Genomic DNA, 16,954 nt, shown 5'->3' on the forward strand with positions numbered 1-16,954 from the left:
GACCCGGCCTCAGGCGGTGCCGCCGACCCACACCCGGTCGACCCGCTTGGAGATGTCGCAGGTGATCTCGTAGCTGATCGTCCCGGTGAGCCCGGCCAGTTCGTCGGCGGTGACCACGGCGTCGCCCTGGCTGCCGATCATCACCACCTCGTCGCCGATCGCGGCGTCGGCATCGGGGCCGAGGTCGACCATGATCTGATCCATGCAGACCCGCCCGGCGACCAGGTGCCGCCGTCCCCCGATCAGGACCGGCCCGCGGCTGGACAGCAGCCTCGGGTAGCCGTCGGCGTATCCCACCGGGACGGTCGCGATGACGGTGCGCGAGGGTGCGGTCCAGGTGCGCCCGTAGCCGATTGTGGTGCCGGCCTCCACGGTCTTGAGGAAGGAGATGTGGCTGGTCCAGGACAGCGCCGGACGCAGCCCGATCCCCTGGGAGTTCGGGCCGCCCGGATCCGGGTCGTAGCCGTAGCCGACGATCCCGGCGCGGACCATGGTGGTGCCGGTGAGGTCGTGGCCGAGGATCGCACCGGAGTTGGCCATGTGCACCTGGGGGATCGACCCGCGATCCTTCTGGACGGTCTCCACGGCGCCCAGGAATCGACCGATCTGGGCGATGGTGAAGGCTCGCCCGGTCGGGACGTCGCTGATCGGCAGGTGGGTGAAGACCCCCTCCAGATCGAGGTGGTCGCTGTGGTCGACCGCTGCGACCACCTCGCCCAGACGCTCGGGGGGAAGACCGATACGACCCATCCCGCTGTCGACGCCGATGTGGACCCTGGTGTGCAGCCCGCACCGGGCGGAGGCCTCCTCGACCTGGCCGACGGTCTCGGCGTCCAGGACGGTGAGCCGCAGTCCGGCCCGGACCGCGGCATCCAGATCCCACGGGTCGGCGGGGGACAGCTTGAGGATCGGCAGTCCGATCCCCGCCTCAACCAGCTCCTGGCCCTCGGCGACGGTGGCGACGGCCAGCCAGTCGGCGGCTCCGGTGGCCTCGACCTCCCGAGCCACCGCCACGGCGCCGTGGCCGTAGGCGTCGGCCTTGACGGCGAAGAGCACATTGCGGTCACCGGCACGTTGCCGCACCAGTGCCAGATTGGCGACGATGGCGGACAGATCGACGGTTGCGCGGGAGGGCGATGGACAGCGCGACATGACGGCATCCTCCCACCGGCGGAGGGGTCAGCCGCACACGGTTCTCACCGCGGACGGCGACTCGGGAACTGGGTCCTGGCGTAGCGGGCGACGTTCCAGGTGGTGACGCTGTCGGTGGTGGCGCCGATCCCTCCGCCGATCACCGGGATGCGACGTCCGATGATCTGGGGGATCTGCTTGCCGGCGGACTGGCCGACCAGCACCGAGAGGATCCGCACGGCCACCGTCTTCTCCAGGTCGGGATCGACGACCGGGGCGGTGGCGATGCCCATCGGGGAGCTCGGCAGGTCGCCGTTCTTGACCAGCTGGTCCACCTCGGACCGGGCCAGCAGGCAGGCCATCACGGCACTGCGGACCCGCTGGTCGTCGAGGTCGTAGCCGCGCAGGTGGGCGATGCTGGCCACCATCCGGGCCTGGACGATGGCCACCCCGGAGATGTTGGCCGGGACGGCGACCGCCATCGTGATGAACCCGCCGAGATTGGAGACGAACCCCTGGGCCCCGGCCAGCGCGATGTGCTCGCCGACGAGGTACTTGATCGACGCCTCGACGTCGCCCTCCTTGCGGGAGAGGGTCTTGGAGGCCGCCCGCCGGGCGCCGGGAAGGTTCGGAGCGCCGTCGATGGCGAATCCGAGCACCGAGCGCAGCAGAGATACTGCGAATCCCGGGGCCATGCTGGGTACCTGAGTCATGAGGGCCTTACCGATGTCGCTGCCGATCCCCATGGGGCATCCTCCTCACCCGGACCGCCCGGGTCACACTCCCAAGGTTAAGGGGTCCCGGCAACACCGGGAACGCGGGAGGCGAAGCTCTGGATACCGCCACGGCCGGGTGACAAACTGTGCCGGTGACCACACCTGAGCTGTTCGGGGACCCGGACCAGTGGCCCGACCAGGATCTGGTGGCCATCTCGGAGGCCTTCGGACCCCACCTGGTGCTGGCGGCCCTGCGCGAGGGCGTCTTCCCGATGCCCATCGACGACGACGAGGTGCCGGCGGAGCTGCGCGACGCGATGGGGTGGTGGTCTCCCCTGATGAGGGCGAACCTCCCGCTGGACAGGGTGAGGGTGAGCTCCAGCCTGCGCAAGTCGGCCAGGCACTACACCACCACCGTCGACCGGGACTTCGAGGCGGTCATCGACAGGTGCGCCGACCCCAGCCGTCCACTGGGCTGGATCGACGACCGGATCGCCCGGGCCTACCTCTTCCTGCACGATCGCGGTCACGCCCACTCGGTGGAGACCTGGGACTCCGAGGGCCGCCTGGTCGGCGGGCTCTACGGGGTCTCGCTGGGCGGGCTGTTCTCCGGGGAGTCGATGTTCCACGACCCCGAGCACGGCCGCGACGCCTCCAAGACCGCACTCATCAGGCTGGCGGTGGAGCTGGCCTCCACCGATCCGCGGATCCTCGACGTCCAGTGGCTCACCGACCACCTGACGTCGCTGGGAGCCGTCGAGCAGTCGCGGGAGGACTACCTGGAGGGTCTCGACGAGGCGCTCGCGGCACCGCCGGTGTCATGGACCCCGCCCAGCGCCCCGCGCTGGGAAGGAAGGCAGGTGCTGGCGGCATTCGACTCCCGACCCTGCGCGGCGACTCCGGACCAGCCGGCGGGGCAGGGCCCCGAGCCCGGCTCCGGGGCCGTCACCGAGGTGGTGCGGTAGCCGGCCACCAACCGGTTCATCTCCTCCACCAGCAGGGTCATCTGGTGCAGGGCCGCCGTCCAGCCGCTGCGCACGTTCTGGAAGTGGTCCCACAGGGAGTCCGCCCCCGGCCACCAGCAGGCGGCCAGCCGGGGGGTCAGGGCGGTGAGCTCGGCGTCGATCCGGTCGCGGCACAGGGCCAGCTCATCGGCCCCCTGGACCATTGCGGCGGCCCTCGGGCCGGTTGCCGGGCAGCCGGCCCCCGAGCGGTCCGCCAGGTCGGCGGTCGGCGACTCCGGCAGGGGAGCCGGCCGGCTCCTGCCCGGGGTTGAGCGGGCCACCGCCACCAGGCACGCGTGGATCTCCTCCAGGCCCTGCTTGACCGAGTCGATCTGGAGGTCGAAGGCGGGATAGCTGCGGCAGAAGGCCTTCACCACGGTGTCCGACCAGCTCTGGTGGAGATCGTTGAGGGCATTTCCCAGGGCCAGCTGGCCGTCGCTGATCCGGGTGTGGGCGTCGTCGACGATCTGGGCGCAGGTCAGCGGTCCCTTCCGGGGCATCGGACCCGTGTCGGAGTCGCTGTCGATCGTGCTGTCGTCAGCCATCGCAGTGCTCCTCCTGTCGAACACCGAGGCCCTCGCCCGAGGAGCCCGGAACGCCTGACCGCTGGTACGGACCATGACCCTAGGCAACCGGGGGGTCAATGCGTCGGCGGGGGTCCCGCTGAGCCGGATAGGCTTGCCCGGTGCTCGGATATTTCGGTCCCGCCGGGACGTTCACCCACCAGGCCCTGAAGTCCCTCGGACAGTCGGACGCCCGCCCCTTCAGCTCGGTGACGACCGCCATCGCCGCCGCCAAGGACGGCGATGTGGAGGCCTCCCTGGTGCCGATCGAGAACTCGGTGGAGGGCGGCGTCTCGGCCACCCTCGACACCCTCGCGTCGATGGGAGACCTGCAGATCCTGCGCGAGGTCGTCATTCCGGTGCAGTTCGGTCTCTACGTGCGCCCAGGCACCACCCTCGGCCAGGTGCGCAACGTCATCACCCACTCCCACGCCGCCGCGCAGTGCCGCGGCTGGCTGGAGGCCCACCTCCCCAAGGAGGCCGACATCACCGAGAGCGGGTCCACCGCCGGGGCCGCCAAGGAGGTCTCCGACCCGTTCTCCCGCTACGACGCGGCGATCTGCGCGGCGGTGGCCGCCGACATGTACCGGCTGGTGCCGGCCGCCGAGAGCATCGCCGACAACCCCGACGCCCAGACCCGGTTCGTCCTGGTCGGACCGCGCGGCCACCTCCCGCAGCGCACCGGGGACGACCGGACCACGGTGGTCGCCTACATGCGCGAGGACCATTCCGGGGCCCTTCTCGACATCCTCCACCAGTTCGCCTTCCGGGGGATCAACCTGTCACGGATCGAGTCCCGGCCCACCAAGGGACGGCTCGGCAGCTACTCCTTCTCCATCGACGCCGTCGGCCACGCCGACGACGAGCGGATGGCCGCCGCCCTCAAGGGTCTGCACCGGGTCTGCGAGGAAGTCGTCTTCCTCGGCTCCTACCCGCACGCCGTCATCGACGGGGAGCAGACGGCCGGCCAGGTGCCGACCCCCGACGCCTCCACCGACCAGGCCTACCGGGAGGCCGAGATCTGGTTCGCCCGGGTCACCGGCCGCCAACCCGCTGACCAGATCAACGCGGACTGAGTCATGGCTCGATCAGCGCGGCTGCGCCCCGGGTCGATCAGCGCGGCTGCGCCGTGGGCCGAGCGGGCCGCAACACGACGGCGGACACAGATCGGTAGGATCGGGGCCATGATCGATCCCAAACTCCTGCGCACTGATCCGGACCGCATCCGACGCTCCCAGATCGCCCGTGGCGACGACCCGTCCGTCGTCGACGAGCTGGTTGCCGCCGACGAGTCCCGTCGCCACGCGATCGCCGCGCACGAGTCCCTGCGTGCCGAGCAGAAGGGCTTGGGCAAGAAGATCGCCAAGGCCTCCGGCGAGGAGAAGGCCGCCCTGCTGGCCCGCACCAAGGAGATCTCCGGTCAGGTCGCCGACCTCAAGAAGGAGGCCGACGCCGCCGAGGAGCGGTTCATCGAGCTCGACAAGACGCTGGGCAATATCGTCATCGACGGCGTCCCGGCCGGCGGCGAGGACGAGGGCGAGGTGGTCGAGACGATCGGCACCCCGCGCGACTTCGCCGCGGAAGGATTCGAGCCGAAGGACCACCTGGAGATCGGCGAGGCCCTCGGCGCGATCGACATGGAGCGCGGCACCAAGATCTCCGGATCGCGGTTCTACGTGCTCACCGGGATCGGCGCCCAGCTGGAGATCGCCCTGCTCAACCTGGCGATGACCAAGGCCGCCGGCTGGGGATTCACCCCGATGATCCCGCCGGCCCTGGTGAAGCCCTCGGCGATGGAGGGCACCGGGTTCCTCGGCCAGGCCGCCGACGACGTCTACTACCTGCCCAAGGACGACCAGTACCTGGTCGGCACCTCCGAGGTCGCGCTGGCCGCCTTCCACTCCGAGGAGATCCTCGAGGACGCCGAGCTGCCCAAGCGCTACGTCGCCTTCTCGCCGTGCTTCCGCCGCGAGGCCGGCTCCTACGGCAAGGACACCCGCGGCATCTTCCGGGTGCACTGGTTCGACAAGGTGGAGATGTTCGTCTACTGCCTGCCCGAGGAGGCCGAGGCCTGGCACGCCAAGCTGCTCGGTTTCGAGAAGGAGTTCATCGAGGCCCTCGAGATCCCCTTCGAGGTGCTCGACGTCGCCTCCGGGGACCTCGGTCTGTCGGCCGCCCGCAAGTACGACTGCTACGGCTGGCTGCCCACCCAGAACCGCTACCGTGAGATCACCTCGACCTCCAACTGCACCACCTTCCAGGCCCGCCGGCTGTCGATCCGGCACCGCGGCCCTGAGGGCGTCGCCCCCCTGGCCACCCTCAACGGCACCCTGTGCGCGATGACCCGGATCATCATCATGATCCTGGAGAATCACCAGAACGCCGACGGCTCGGTCACCGTCCCGGTCGCCCTGAGGCCTTACCTGGGAGGCCGCGAGACCCTCTCCCGGGCCTGATGGGGTGGACGATGTGACCCCCTCCGGGAACGAGGACCAGTACTACCGCGAGCTCCCTGACGGGACGATCAAGCAGACCAACCCCTTCTCGGGGGTCCAGGTGTGGACCGTTCCCGGACGGGGGGCCCGCCCGCTGGGCCGCCCGCTCGCCAATCCGCGCCCGATCGGGGACGCCGAGCGGGTCTCGGCCTGCTCCTTCTGCGCCGACCGGCTGCTGGAGACCCCGCCCGAGAAGTGCCGGCTGGTCGGGGACCCCTTCGGGGACGTCCGCGGCGGCTTCCGGACCCTGCGTCACCTGCCGGTGGAGGAGTTGACGGCCAGCACCGCCGAGTTCCGACGGGTTCCCAACCTCTTCGAGATCCTCACCTGGCAGTACTGGCACGACAACCACGGCATCGACCTGTCCGATGACGCCCGCAGCTGGCAGGAGTCCTACCTGGCCGATCCGCAGGGGATGGCCCACGTCTGTCGCGTGCTGGACGCCAAGTTCGCCGCCCAGGGGTTGTCGCTGCGCGCGGACCGGCTGTCGGCGGACGATCTGCGCCGCGAGTCGGCCCCCTTCTTCGGCGGCGGGCACGACGTCATCATCGCCCGGCGTCACTACGCCGACGACGCCGCCACCACTGCCGGACTGGCCGGCTCCGGTCAGCTCAGCGTCGTGGAGCACCGCGCCTTCATGGCGATGACCGTCACCGCCACCGCCGATCTGTACCGGGCGAATCCCCAGGCCCGCTATGTCGCCGTCTTCCAGAACTGGCTGAGGCCGGCCGGGGCCTCCTTCGACCACCTGCACAAGCAGCTGGTGGCCATCGACGAGATCGGCGCCAGTAATGAGTCGGCGCTCGAGGCGGCCGCCGACGACCCCTCGCTGTTCAACCGGTGGGGTCCCGACTTCGCCATTGACCACCATCTGCTGCTGGCCGCCAACGACCACGCGGTCGCCTTCGTCACCTTCGGGCACCGCTACCCGGCCGTCGAGGTGTGGTCCACCAGCGGGATCGACCAGCCCTGGCGGATGGACCCCGAGGAGGTGGACGCCGTCTCCGACCTGGTGCACGCCGTCCACGTCGCGGTGGGGGTCGATGTGCCGAGCAATGAGGAGTGGCACCACCGGCCGGTCCAGGTGAAGACCCCGATGCCCTGGCACATCGTGCTGAAGCTGCGGGTCTCCAACCCCGCCGGGTTCGAGGGGGGCACCAAGATCTACATCAACACCATCTCTCCGGCCTCGCTGTGCGCCCGGCTGCTGCCCAGACTCATCGACGCCCGCCGGGAGCACCGGATCGCCGAGGGGATCCGGCTCGGCGACGAGTGCGACCTTCCCAGGGGAGTGCTCAGGGCCGCTCACTGAGCCGGCGGGTGGCGATGAGGCCGCGGTACCAGTCGAAGGAGGCCTTGGGGGTGCGGGCCAGGGTCCGGTAGTCGACCCGGACGATGCCGAACCGCTTGGAGTATCCGTAGGCCCACTCGAAGTTGTCCATCAGGGACCACAGGAAGTACCCCTCCACCCTCGCGCCGGCCTCGCGGGCCCGGCCGACGGCGGCGATGTGATCGTGCAGGTAGTCGATCCGGTCGGGATCGGCGACATGTCCGTCCTGGTCGGCCCGGTCCTCGAAGGCGGCCCCGTTCTCGGTGACCATCAGCGGCAGATCCGGGAACCGCCGCGAGGTGGCCACCAGCAGATCCGTGAGACCCTGGGGCTCGATGTTCCAGCCCATCGCGGTCAACGGTCCGGTCGGGTCCAGGAAGGCGATGTCATCGCAGGCCGGCCAGGGGGAGTGGCCGGTCTGCCCGTGTCCCCCCGAGGAGTCCGGGTCGTCGGCGCGCCGGGGGCGCACCGTCATCGTCGAGTAGTAGTTGATCCCCAGCACGTCGAGGGGCTGGTGGATCTCCGCCAGATCCCCGGGGGCCACGAAGGACCAGTCGGTCACCGGGGCGGTGGCGGCGACCAGCTCCTCGGGCAGCCGGCCCTCGAGCATCGGGGAGAGGAAGACGTCGTTGCCGATCGTCTCGACCGTGCGGGCGGCGGCCCGATCCGCGGGGTCCTCCGGGTCTTCCGGACGGGCCACCTGGAGATTCAGGGTGACCGAGCACCGGGCGTCGGGCAGCACCTGGCGGATCGCCTGGACGGCCAGTCCGTGGGCCAGGTTGAGGTGGTGGGCCACCTTCACGGAGAGGGCCGGATCGGTGATCCCCGGCGCGTGGACCCCCGAGCCGTGCCCCAGGTAGGCCGCGCACCACGGCTCGTTGAGGGTGGTCCAGGTGTCGACCAGGTCGCCCAGTTCGGTGGCCATCACGGCGGCGTAGTGGGCGAAGGCCTCGGCGGTGGACCGTTCGGCCCACCCGCCACGGTCCTGGAGTGCCTGGGGGAGGTCCCAGTGGTAAAGGGTGACGACCGGTCGGATCCCCGCGGCGCGCAGTCCCTCCAGCAGGGTCCGGTAGAACGCCACCCCCCACGGGTTGACGGCACCTGTCCCCCCGGGGAGGATCCGCGGCCACGCGATGGACAGCCGGTAGGCGTCCACCCCGAGGTCCCTCATCAGGGCGATGTCCTCCTGGTACCGGTGGTAGTGGTCGCAGGCGATGTCTCCGGTGTCCCCGTTGTTCGTGCGTCCGGGGGTGTGGCTGAAGACGTCCCAGATGGAGGGGCCGCGACCGTCCTCGGCGACCGCCCCCTCGATCTGGTAGGAGGCGGTGGCGGTGCCGAAGAGGAAGGGCCGGGGGAAGACGTGGGAGGTCATCGGTTCTCCTGAGGTGACGGTGTGCTGACGAGGACCGCGACCCCGTACGGGTCGAGATGGACCGGTCCGGTGACCGGCTCCCCGTCGAGGGTGCTGAGGGGTTCGCGGCTGTGGACCCGGGCCTCGGTGGCCTCGGGGCGCTCGCTCACCAGGATGTGGAAGATCCTGCCGTCGTCGTGCTCCATGGCGTCGATGAGGACGCGGGGATCCTCGACCTGCACCGGAGACTCGATCCCGGCGATGAGGCCCAGCGCCCGGTAGAGACGCCAGGTGTCCTCCGGGTTGGCGTCCCGGCGTCGAGCGGCGAAGTGCTCCAGAGGAAGGGTGGACAGCACCGCCAGCCCGCGACCGTGCTCCTTGACGACGATCATCGGACGGCCGGCGGCGTCCACCGCGACCACCCGCCCGTCGGTCACCGTCACCGGCAGGAAGGCCCGCGAGTTCTCGGTCCCGGCGGTGGGGAAGGTCAGCACCGTGCCGGCCCGCAGATCCCCCAGATCGGCCAGCAGACGCACCTCGACGAGGTCGTCGACCACCGGGTTGTTGATCCCGTAGGCGAGGTCGTTGCGCACCCCGAACAGCTCCTCGGTGGCACTCCACCAGGGGCCGCGCTGGGAGGGGGACTCCCCGGCGCAGTAGGAGGCGTAGACGCAGGCTCCCGCCTCGGCCAGATCCACCAGCTGGTGCCAGCTGGGAGCGGTGAGTTCCTTGACCGAGGGCACCAGGTAGAGGCGGTAGCCCTCCGGCAGACCGCCGTCCTCCTGCTCGCGGACCACCCCGACGGCCAGTCCGGCCTCCTTGGCGGCGATGTAGGCCTGCTCGGTGTGGCGGACCACCAGCCGTCGCTGGGTCTCGTCGACCGACAGGTAGCCGGCCGCGAGGTAGGAGGAGACGACCAGGGCGGCGTCGACCCACGCCCGGTGGCAGTGCGGGAAGTCGATGCGCTCCAGCAACCGGGAGAACTCCGCCAGGGCCTCCAGCGGCGGCTTGGGCCGGCCGTGGCTGTCGGTGATCCCGAAGTGCAGCTCGAAGGGGTGGTGGCTGTAGGGGCGCTGGCCGGCCAGGTCGTCGAAGTCGGTGTTGTTCCAGGCGATCCAGCCGACCGCACCGGCCAGCAGGGTGGTGGTGAGCACCTGCCGGTAGTAGCTGCGGGAGTGCTCGGGGGAGGCGAAGTCGCTGGACAGCCCGAACTCCTCCAGAACCACGGGCCGACCGCCGATCGCGGCCAGCTCGCAGACGAAGGCGGCCTTGAGGTGGGACCGGACGATGTCGGTCTCCATCTGGTAGACGTGCGGGCCGACGTAGTCGGTGAATCCAGCCAGCCGTCGGGTGGAGAACCCCGAGGCGTGGCCGCTCATGTCGGCGCCCCAGGCGCCGTCTCCGATGGACACCGGCTGGGTTCCGCCGCCGGCCCGGACCGCCTGGACCATGATCCGGGCCCATGTGGTGACGGTCTGCTCCTCGGCCTCCCCGGCGTAGATCGGGATCTCGTTGGAGATCAGCCATCCGGCGATCGCCGGATGGTCGGCGAACCGCCTGGTGAGGTTCTCGATGTACCAGGCCTGCTGACCGACCATCCAGACATCGCAGTAGAGGGAGCGGCCGTTGCGCCAGGCCGGGTCCCAGTTCTCGCCCGACATGTGTCCCACGATGAAGGTCGGGATGGTGGACATCTCCAGTTCCCGGTGGGCGTCCAGGAAGTCGGCGAAGCGGTCGGCCTTCTCCTCGTCGATGACCTCGGGTTCGGGCTGGAGGTCGGGCCAGTAGAAGAAGGAGCGGGTCATGTTCAGGCCGTGGTCGTGCAGCACGGCCAGTTCCTCGCGCACGACGTCGGGGGAGTAGTTCCGCCACATCAGCGGGCCGCCGGTGCGCGACCAGAAGTTGGCGCCCAGCCAGGTCTGGGGCAGGCGGGGGTCCAGGCGATCCATGGGAGTCCTCTCGGGATGGCTACTTGACGGCTCCGGCCGTCAGGCCGGCGACGAAGCTGCGTTGCAGAAGGAGGAAGGCGATCACGATCGGGGCGCTGACCACCAGGGAGGCCGCCATGATCTCGTTCCAGTAGACGTTGGTCTGGGTGGAGTACAGCCTCAGCCCCACGGCCAGGGTCCGGTTGGCGTCGGTGGTCATCACCGAGGCGAAGAGGACCTCTCCCCAGAACTCCTGGCAGGCCCGGGCGACGGCCGTCCGGCGCAGGGTCTCGTGGACCAGATGGGTGGGGCCGGACAGGTGGACGATGCTGCGGTACCCCTGGTCGGCCAGGTGGTGGACCAGGATCCGGGCGTCCCCGGAGTCATCGACGACGACCCTGGGCAGGGGGCCGACGGTGGCATCGCTGGTCACCTCCACCGCGGGCAGGTTCAGCTCGGCGAGCAGCTCCACCCGGGGGTCGTCGACCACCATGTCGAAGAGGATGACGCCGTCCACCCGTTGCTGGAGTGCCCAGCGGCGGTAGACCTCCAGGTCGTCCCCGGGGGCTCCGCCGGGTCTGCTCATGGTGAGGCTGTAGTCGTGGGCGGCCAGGTGCCTCTCGACTCCGGCCTGGACGTAGGAGTAGAAGGGCTCGTTCGCGACCTCCTCGGCGTCGCGGGCCAGCACCATCCCGACCGACATCGCCCGGTTGCTGCGCAGCGACCGGGCGATCGAGTGCGGTTGCCAGCCCATCTCGTCGGCGAGGTCGAGAACCCGCTGGCGGGTCGCGCCCGAGACGCCGGGACGATCATTGAGGGCGTAGGACACCGCGGCCGTCGAGATTCCCAGCTTCTCGGCGATGTCGGAGATGGTGACGCGGCTCATCGCGGGCCCGCGAACCAGCGGTCCAGCTCGGCGGAGGTACCACCCTCGTCGAAGGTGCCGGTCACCGCGTTTGCCACCTGCTGGACGGACTCGGGGGCGTCTCCCATGGCCACTCCGCGGCCGGCCCAGGCGAGCATCTCCATGTCGTTGTGGCCGTCCCCGATGGCCAGCACCTGCCGGGGGTCGATGTCGCGCCTGTCGCACAGCGCCTGGAGGGCGGAGGCCTTCGACACCCCGCGGGGGGTGATGTCGAGCCAGGCCGACCAGCCGATCACGTAGGAGACGCCGTGCAGGCCGAGATGTCGGGCCAGCTCGACGAAGTCGGCGGGCGGGGCGTCGGGATCGCGGATGATGACCCGGGCCGCCGGTCTGGAGGCCAGCTCCTCGGTGGACTCGATGGTGAACTCGCCCTGCAGCTCGCCGGCCGGGAAGAGCCGGTTGAGCCGGTAGCCGACGCCGACATCCTCGACGGCGATGATGGCCGAGGGATGAAGGTCGAGGACCTGGCGGATCACCGGGCCCGGATCGAAGCGCACCTCGTCGAGGACGGTGAGCGGGGAGGTGCTCACGGTGACCGCGCCGTTGGAGACGACCAGGTCGCCGGCCGGCAGTCGGAGGATGTCGTGGACCGGCAGGGCGCCGAAGAGCCCGCGACCGGTGGCCAGGACCACCGGGACGCCGGCGCCGGTGATCCTCTCGACGGAGTGCTCGATCGAGGTGGGCAGCAGTCCTTGACGGTCGACCAGAGTGCCGTCGATGTCCAGGGCCACGAGGTGCGGGGTGAAGCTCATGCCCTCCACCCTGCCATCGCGGCGTGAACCGCGGATGACAGGGCTGGTGGGGGCGGTCAGGCGGCGCGGGCCGCCGGCGCCGCGCGACGCATCCTGGTCACCGACTCGAAGGCGGTGATGAGCTGGCCGCGGCTGGGGCCGCGGGGGATCAACGGGGTGGGTTCGCAGGCCTGGGCGCGGGCCCTGCGGAGATGGCGCTTGACCGTGGAGAGGGAGCATCCCAGGCTCTGGGCGATGAAGTCCAGGGGCTCATCGGGATGGGCGCGACGAAGTCTCACGACGTCGTGGGTGGCGATCTGGCGTCCCGAGGAGAGGATGCCGACCAGGGCGTCCATGTCGTCGGGCTTCACCTCGACGTGGAGCAGGTTGCGGATCCGGGTGCGCTGGCGGCTCGTGGTGCCGGCGACGAATCCGGCGATGTCGTGGCCGCTGATCGCGGTCTCGAGGCAGTCGTCGAAGTGGGGGCAGCTCATGCAGACCTCGGTGGCCCGGGTGGTGAGCGTGTGGTGGAGCCGGCGCTGCTCCGCATTGGCCGGGCTGGCGTCCTCCTCCAGGAAGGGGTGGTGGAACACCTCGGTGAGGAGTGAGCATGGGGGGACGCGGTTGGCAGTCGTGCTGGTCACTGGAGATCCCTTCTCCGGGGTGCTCGATGTCTGGTGATCGCGGGTCCTGCTCTGGGCGCCGCGGTCACGGCGATGGGACGACGTGGGCGCATCGATGGTTCCTTCAGGTGCTGGATCTCAGCCTGCCACGGATCTGGGGCCCGGCTGTGACTCCCCTGTAGGCGCCGCTACCCGAATTACCTGAGTAGACGACGGAACGCCACTGAGTACAGGTACTCAGTGGCGTTTCGGGGATCCGGTTCCGGGCTCTCCGAACCGGTGTCGGTCGGGAGTCAATCTACCGGCGGGAGGGGCGCGCGATCAGTCGACCCCGAACTCCATGGCGGCTCGGTCCAGGGACTTCTGGGCCTTGTCCTCCTCCTCGGCGTGGTTCTTCGAGATGGCCTTGGCGCCACCGGTCTCCAGCTGGCCGACCAGATCGGCGTGGTTGGAGAGCTGGCCCTGCTTGGAGTACTGCTCGAGCTTCTCGCGGGTGTCGGCGATGTCCAGGTTGCGCATGGTGAGCTGGCCGATCCGGTCGACCGGGCCGAAGGCCGCCCCCTCGACCTTCTCCATGGACAGTTTCTCGGCGTGGTAGGAGAAGTTCGGGCCGGTGGTGTCCATGATCGAGTAGTCCCAGCCGCGGCGCAGCTTGAGGACGACGGTGCCGGTGACGGCCGAGGCCACCCAGTGCTGCAGTGATTCGCGGATCATCAGCGACTGCGGGTCGAGCCAGCGGCCCTCGTAGAGCAGCCGGCCCAGCCGGCGTCCCTCATTGTGGTAGGTCGCGATGGTGTCCTCGTTGTGAATCGCGTTGACCAGCCGCTCGTAGGCGATGTAGAGCAGCGCCATGCCGGGGGCCTCGTAGATCCCGCGGGACTTGGCCTCGATGATGCGGTTCTCGATCTGGTCGCTCATGCCCAGGCCGTGGCGTCCGCCGATGGCATTGGCCTCCAGCACCAGGGCGAGCTTGTCGTCGTACTCCTTGCCGTTGATGGCCACCGGGAGGCCCTGCTCGAAGCTGACAGAGACCTCCTCGGTCTCGATCGCGACGTCGGGATCCCAGAACTTGACGCCCATGATGGGCTCGACGCTCTCCATCGAGACGTTGAGGCTCTCCAGCGTCTTGGCCTCGTGGGTGGCGCCCCAGATATTGGCGTCGGTGGAGTAGGCCTTCTCCTTGGAGTCGCGGTAGGGCAGGTCGTGGGAGGTGAGCCAGGCGCTCATCTCGTCGCGCCCGCCCAGCTCTGAGACGAAGTCCTCGTCGAGCCAGGGCTTGTAGATCCGCAGCTGGGGGTTGGCGAGCAGTCCGTAGCGGTAGAACCGCTCGATGTCGTTGCCCTTGTAGGTGGAGCCGTCACCCCAGATGGAGACGGCGTCGTCTGCCATCGCGCGCACCAGCAGCGTGCCGGTCACGGCGCGGCCGATCGGGGTGGTGTTGAAGTAGGGGCGTCCGGCCGAGCGCACGTTGAAGGCACCGCAGGCGATCGCCGAGAGACCCTCGTCGACCAGCGAGGCGCGGCAGTCGACGAGCCGGGAGATCTCGGCGCCGTACTGGTGGGCCCGGCCCGGCACCGAGGCGATGTCGGGCTCGTCGTACTGGCCGATGTCGGCGGTGTAGGTGCAGGGGACGGCGCCTTTGGATCGCATCCAGGCCACCGCGACGGAGGTGTCGAGACCTCCGGAGAATGCGATGCCGATGCGTTCGCCGACGGGAAGATGCGTGAGAACCTTGGACACGACGACGAGTCTAGAGCATAGATATGCAGTGGATCAAATTAATATGCGTGCTGGCACGGGTGGTCGGCGGAACGGGGAGACGAGGGTGCCCATTTCGCTCGCTGGAGGCCCTGAATCGACAGGAATGTCCCGGATCGGGTCCTCCAGCGAGTGAAATCTCCGCCCATCAGATCGTGAGCGCGATCTTTCCCAGGACCTCGCCGGATCCCAGACGGGAGTGCGCCGCTCCGGCCTCGGAGATCGGGAAGACCTCGACCGGTGCGGGGTTGATGCGCCCGTCGGCGTACATCGGCCAGACGATCTCCTCGACCCGCCGGCAGATCTCGGCCTTCTCCTCCACCGGACGGCCACGCAGGCTGGTGGCGGTGACAGTGCCGCGCTTGTTGAGCAGTGCGCCGATATTGAGCTCGCCCTTGGCGCCGCCCTGCATCCCGATGATCACCAGGCGCCCGTTGGGGGCCAGGGCATCGACGTTGAGCCCGAGGTACTTGGCGCCCATCACGTCGAGGATGACGTCGGCCCCCCGGCCGTCGGTGGCTCCCTTGACCCCGTTCACCCAGTCGCCGTGGTAGTCGAGGGCGATGTCGGCGCCCAGTTCGGTGCAGAACCGGCGCTTCTCCTCGGTGCCGCAGGTGGTGATGACCCGGCATCCCAGGGCCTTGGCGTACTGGATGGCGAACTGCCCGATACCGCCGGCCCCGCCGTGCACCAGCAGCGTCTCCCCGGCCTCCAGACCGACGTGGTCCATATTGGAGACGACGGTGGCGGCCACCTCGATCAGGGTCGAGGCGACGACGTCGTCGACTCCGTGGGGCATGGGCAGCAGCTGCCCTGCCGGGACGACGGCGTACTCGGCGTACCCGCCGCCGGCGAGCAGGCCGACCACCTGGTCGCCCTCGTGCCGGCCGGTGACACCGGGTCCCAGGTCGGCGACGGTGCCGCTGACCTCCAGGCCCATCACATCGGTGATTCCGGGTGGCGGCGGGTAGAGGCCCTGTCGCTGGAGCAGGTCTCCCCGGTTGACCCCGGCGGCGTGCACCTTGACCAGCACCTCGCCGTCGCCGGGCGTCGGCGTCTCCACCTGGGACCACTCCATGTTCTCCGGGCCGGGGCGGTGGCGCCCCTTCGCGTCTGTGGCGTCCGTGGGAAGGACAGTGATCGCATGCATGTCCCCCAGCCTGCCATGCCGGCTCCTCCCGATGGTCGTCCCGGGGCAGGAACGGTGCCGGGATGGCCCTGGGGCAGTCCCGGGCCGCCGCCGTGGCGCGGCGCCTGCGCCCCGGGCCCGGCCGGTCCGGGACCGACCGATGGGCGGGAACCCGGCGAGATGGTTAGGATTGGGCGTGCCCGGGCGACCGGGATGGCGAGATCGCATAGTGGACGAGTGCAGCCGCCTTGAAAGCGGCCGAGGGAAACCTCCGTGGGTTCGAATCCCACTCTCGCCGCGGGGACCGTCGTGGCCCTGTGGGTCAGTGGAGCCTGCGTGGATCAGGGAGGTCGGCATGCCAGACTCGGAGGACGTCGCTGAGGAGCCCGGGGCAGAGCTGCCCGAGGGCTCGACCCGGCATGTGCTGAGTCCCCGGCCGCCGTTCCGCGGCTATGTCATCTCCGGTCTGCTGTCCCTGGCCGGCGCGGTACTCATCGTGGTGGCCTCGTCGCAGGGTTGGGCGAATGCCTGGATCGCGTTGTTCGCGGTGGTCCTGGCCCTGGGCATCGCGCTGGCGCTCACTGCCACCTGGTCGATGCTGCGGATGCGGCTCTACGTCGATCTGGATGCGAAGGGCTATCACATTCACGGTGCCGGGCAGAACCGCTCGGGCACCTGGGACAAGGTCACCCGGGCTGCGCTCACCGAGACCCGTTCCCGGCTGACTCTGTATCACGGCCAGGTGGGGCGCACCCATATCGTGCGCCCCGGTGCCGGGGATCCCGCCGAGATGGACGAGCTCGCAGCTGACGTCGCCAAGTGTCTTGACGCCGACCGCGGCTATTCCCAGACGGCCGATCCGAAGGACTGACGAGGGTCCGTCCCCGCAGGCGTATCGGCCGGACACAGGCCCATCGCGGCCCCGGCATCACGAGGATGCCGGGGCCGGAGCATAGGAGGGAAACCTTTCCGCAGCGCTATGCGCGCCTGAGGGGTGCGGTCACCTGCTGTTGTCGGCGGCGGGTCCACCGGTGATGGACTCGCCCTCGTCGACGACCGTGGGGTTGAGCGCGTTCCACAGCAGGAGCGCACCGCACACGGCCAGCAGGACGATGCCCGACCAGAGATTGGCCCCGGCATTGGTCATCGCGATCCCCATGATGGTGAGGATGACGCCGTAGATCCCCATCAGGCTACCGATGATGACGCGGATGTCACCGAGTCCGGCGGTGTGCCGGCTCTTCGTCGTTGTGTTCTTCGCCATGTTGTG

The 16,954-nt window shown here is 69.8% G+C and carries 15 protein-coding genes, 1 tRNA gene and 1 pseudogene; 6 read left to right on the forward strand and 11 right to left on the reverse strand.

All coding sequences use genetic code 11. The features are described from left to right. Positions 1–9: 9 nt before the first annotated feature. Together alr and FEZ32_RS05745 are read right to left on the reverse strand one after the other, a co-directional pair. On the reverse strand, positions 10–1,152 hold the full coding sequence (alr, locus tag FEZ32_RS05740) for an alanine racemase (RefSeq protein ID WP_138680178.1): 1,143 nt from the start codon (positions 1,150–1,152) through the stop codon (positions 10–12). 44 nt (positions 1,153–1,196) lie between these two features. Then, the gene (locus FEZ32_RS05745; RefSeq protein WP_028702070.1) at positions 1,197–1,877 is read right to left on the reverse strand and encodes an EcsC family protein; all 681 of its coding nucleotides are present in this window, start codon (positions 1,875–1,877) and stop codon (positions 1,197–1,199) included. A gap of 122 nt (positions 1,878–1,999) precedes the next feature. Between FEZ32_RS05745 and aat the strand changes: the two are divergent. Next, positions 2,000–2,713: pseudogene (gene aat / locus FEZ32_RS05750) on the forward strand (leucyl/phenylalanyl-tRNA--protein transferase); the annotation flags it as partial. Here the strand turns inward: aat and FEZ32_RS14190 are convergent. Next, a complete protein-coding gene (locus FEZ32_RS14190; RefSeq protein ID WP_420809255.1) occupies positions 2,623–3,396 on the reverse strand; it encodes a hypothetical protein in 774 nt (257 codons plus the stop codon). The pseudogene aat and the gene FEZ32_RS14190 sit on opposite strands and share 91 nt — an antisense overlap. Before the next feature lie 140 nt (positions 3,397–3,536). Between FEZ32_RS14190 and pheA the strand changes: the two genes are divergently transcribed. The 3 genes from pheA to FEZ32_RS05765 all read left to right on the forward strand — a co-directional run bounded on the left by pheA (position 3,537) and on the right by FEZ32_RS05765 (position 7,221). Next, positions 3,537–4,490, forward strand: a complete 954-nt coding sequence (gene pheA, locus FEZ32_RS05755) for a prephenate dehydratase (RefSeq protein WP_028702071.1) — start codon at positions 3,537–3,539, stop codon at positions 4,488–4,490. 108 nt (positions 4,491–4,598) lie between these two features. After that, positions 4,599–5,870: a serine--tRNA ligase gene (gene serS / locus FEZ32_RS05760; protein WP_028702072.1), complete on the forward strand. Its 1,272-nt coding sequence runs from the start codon at positions 4,599–4,601 to the stop codon at positions 5,868–5,870. A gap of 13 nt (positions 5,871–5,883) precedes the next feature. Further along, the gene (locus tag FEZ32_RS05765; RefSeq protein WP_036980465.1) at positions 5,884–7,221 is read left to right on the forward strand and encodes a DUF4921 family protein; all 1,338 of its coding nucleotides are present in this window, start codon (positions 5,884–5,886) and stop codon (positions 7,219–7,221) included. Here FEZ32_RS05765 and FEZ32_RS05770 read toward each other — a convergent pair. The 7 genes from FEZ32_RS05770 to FEZ32_RS05800 all read right to left on the reverse strand — a co-directional run bounded on the left by FEZ32_RS05770 (position 7,205) and on the right by FEZ32_RS05800 (position 15,705). Continuing rightward, on the reverse strand, positions 7,205–8,611 hold the full coding sequence (locus FEZ32_RS05770) for a GH1 family beta-glucosidase (RefSeq protein ID WP_138680179.1): 1,407 nt from the start codon (positions 8,609–8,611) through the stop codon (positions 7,205–7,207). The two genes, FEZ32_RS05765 and FEZ32_RS05770, sit on opposite strands and share 17 nt — an antisense overlap. Further along, a complete protein-coding gene (locus FEZ32_RS05775) occupies positions 8,608–10,539 on the reverse strand; it encodes a cellulase family glycosylhydrolase (RefSeq protein ID WP_028702075.1) in 1,932 nt (643 codons plus the stop codon). The genes FEZ32_RS05770 and FEZ32_RS05775 overlap by 4 nt, the downstream gene beginning before the upstream one ends. Before the next feature lie 19 nt (positions 10,540–10,558). After that, the gene (locus FEZ32_RS05780; RefSeq protein WP_138680180.1) at positions 10,559–11,404 is read right to left on the reverse strand and encodes a LacI family DNA-binding transcriptional regulator; all 846 of its coding nucleotides are present in this window, start codon (positions 11,402–11,404) and stop codon (positions 10,559–10,561) included. After that, a complete protein-coding gene (locus FEZ32_RS05785) occupies positions 11,401–12,195 on the reverse strand; it encodes an HAD family hydrolase (RefSeq protein ID WP_028702080.1) in 795 nt (264 codons plus the stop codon). The genes FEZ32_RS05780 and FEZ32_RS05785 overlap by 4 nt, the downstream gene beginning before the upstream one ends. A gap of 56 nt (positions 12,196–12,251) precedes the next feature. Continuing rightward, positions 12,252–12,818: a WhiB family transcriptional regulator gene (locus FEZ32_RS05790; RefSeq protein ID WP_051238025.1), complete on the reverse strand. Its 567-nt coding sequence runs from the start codon at positions 12,816–12,818 to the stop codon at positions 12,252–12,254. Positions 12,819–13,118: 300 nt separating this feature from the next. After that, the gene (argG, locus tag FEZ32_RS05795) at positions 13,119–14,537 is read right to left on the reverse strand and encodes an argininosuccinate synthase (protein WP_138680181.1); all 1,419 of its coding nucleotides are present in this window, start codon (positions 14,535–14,537) and stop codon (positions 13,119–13,121) included. Between the two features lie 166 nt (positions 14,538–14,703). Further along, positions 14,704–15,705 carry an NAD(P)H-quinone oxidoreductase gene (locus tag FEZ32_RS05800; protein ID WP_138680182.1) on the reverse strand — a complete coding sequence of 334 codons (1,002 nt, stop codon included), beginning with the start codon at positions 15,703–15,705 and terminating at the stop codon, positions 14,704–14,706. A 194-nt stretch (positions 15,706–15,899) separates the two neighbouring features. Here FEZ32_RS05800 and FEZ32_RS05805 point away from each other — a divergent pair. After that, a tRNA-Ser gene (locus tag FEZ32_RS05805) sits at positions 15,900–15,982 on the forward strand. Between the two features lie 57 nt (positions 15,983–16,039). Then, positions 16,040–16,555, forward strand: a complete 516-nt coding sequence (locus FEZ32_RS05810) for a hypothetical protein (protein ID WP_028702083.1) — start codon at positions 16,040–16,042, stop codon at positions 16,553–16,555. Between the two features lie 129 nt (positions 16,556–16,684). Here FEZ32_RS05810 and FEZ32_RS05815 read toward each other — a convergent pair whose 3' ends face one another. Beyond that, on the reverse strand, positions 16,685–16,948 hold the full coding sequence (locus tag FEZ32_RS05815) for a hypothetical protein (protein ID WP_028702084.1): 264 nt from the start codon (positions 16,946–16,948) through the stop codon (positions 16,685–16,687). Between the last annotated feature and the right edge of the window lie 6 nt (positions 16,949–16,954).

The organism is Acidipropionibacterium jensenii (assembly GCF_005890135.1).
In the GTDB taxonomy this organism is placed as follows: Bacteria; Actinomycetota; Actinomycetes; order Propionibacteriales; family Propionibacteriaceae; genus Acidipropionibacterium; species Acidipropionibacterium jensenii.